At 39.3% G+C, this 1,488-nt stretch carries 2 protein-coding genes; both read left to right on the forward strand.

Translation table 11 applies throughout. The annotated features are described in order from the left end of the window. On the forward strand, positions 1 to 838 hold an 838-nt coding region (locus CXF78_RS00220; RefSeq protein WP_102035655.1), incomplete at its 5' end, for an exopolysaccharide biosynthesis polyprenyl glycosylphosphotransferase. A gap of 35 nt (positions 839 to 873) precedes the next feature. Further along, positions 874 to 1,488, forward strand: a 615-nt coding sequence (locus tag CXF78_RS00225; protein ID WP_145991271.1) for a GDP-mannose 4,6-dehydratase, incomplete at its 3' end; no start/stop codon positions are given.

Genomic DNA, 1,488 nt, shown 5'->3' on the forward strand with positions numbered 1-1,488 from the left:
AATCGATGATTTTTCATTTGATATTATAATTAATGACTTCAGCATTACAGACTTCAGCAAAAAAGTGATCTGTCATTATCAGGCATCCAGCTTAACCAAAGAGCAGAGAAATTTTCTGGTTGTCGCAACAGAGTTGGGTGCATGGGTTGAGCCGCTTGTCAGTTATTTAGATGGACGTTTAGGCTATACAGAAGTACGCCTGTTACATAGCAGCTACTTTTTGCACCAAAAAGCTTTTTCAATTTTGTCGACAAAGCGCACTCAATTAGCAAAAAGAGTAGTGGACATTGTCGCCGCACTATTACTTTCAATTGTGGCATTGCCAATTGCAATATTAACGGCCATAGCCATAAAGTTAGAAAGTCCAGGTAATGTGTTTTATAAACAAAAACGCACCGGCCAATACAATATCGAATTTGAAGTGATCAAATTTAGATCCATGCGAAATGATGCTGAAAGCTCAGGTGCAAAATGGGCTTCTAAAAATGACGCTCGAGTGACTAAAGTCGGTCAATTTATTCGTAAAACGCGTATTGATGAACTACCGCAAATCTTAAACATTCTCAAAGGGGAGATGTCGATAGTTGGTCCGCGTCCCGAAAGAGAATTTTTCATCAATACACTAGAGAAAGAAATTCCATACTATCGTTTTCGTCATGCAGTTAAGCCCGGAGTTACTGGCTTAGCACAGGTGCGCTACCCATATGGCGACTCTATTGAAGATGCTGTCTGGAAACATAAATACGATATTTTTTATATAAAACACCATAGTACCAGGTTAGATATCAAAATTTTATTCCGAACAGTAAGAGTGGTTCTCTTTGGAATGGGCAGATAGTTTTCGATTTGGTAAATAGATAAAAGAGACATATTGTGAAAATTCTTATTACAGGTGGTGCAGGGTTTATTGGTTCTGCAGTTGTTCGTCACATCATCGCTAACACTCAAGACAGTGTTATCAATGTCGATAAACTCACTTATGCGGGTAACCTCGAATCGCTAGCAACAGTTAACGACAATGCTCGTTACCATTTTGAACAGGTTGATATTTGCGATCATGCAGAGTTAAATCGTGTTTTTGCTACTTATCAACCAGATGCTGTAATGCACCTAGCAGCAGAAAGCCACGTTGATCGCTCAATTACAGGTCCGTCTGATTTTATCCAAACCAATATTGTCGGTACATATACCTTACTTGAGGCAACGAGAGAATATTGGAATACACTAACGCCAGAAGCTAAACTGGCATTTCGTTTTCATCATATTTCAACCGATGAAGTGTATGGTGATCTCCCTCATCCAGATGAAGTTTCAGCAACAACTCATTTACCTTTGTTTACTGAAACCACAGCTTATGCGCCAAGCAGCCCATATTCAGCGTCAAAAGCATCAAGCGATCATCTTGTTCGAGCTTGGTTACGCACTTATGGATTACCAACAGTGATCACTAATTGTTCTAATAACTATGGTCCTTACCATTTCCCAGAA

The organism is Shewanella sp. 11B5, assembly GCF_002836795.1.
In the GTDB taxonomy this organism is placed as follows: Bacteria; Pseudomonadota; Gammaproteobacteria; order Enterobacterales; family Shewanellaceae; genus Shewanella; species Shewanella frigidimarina.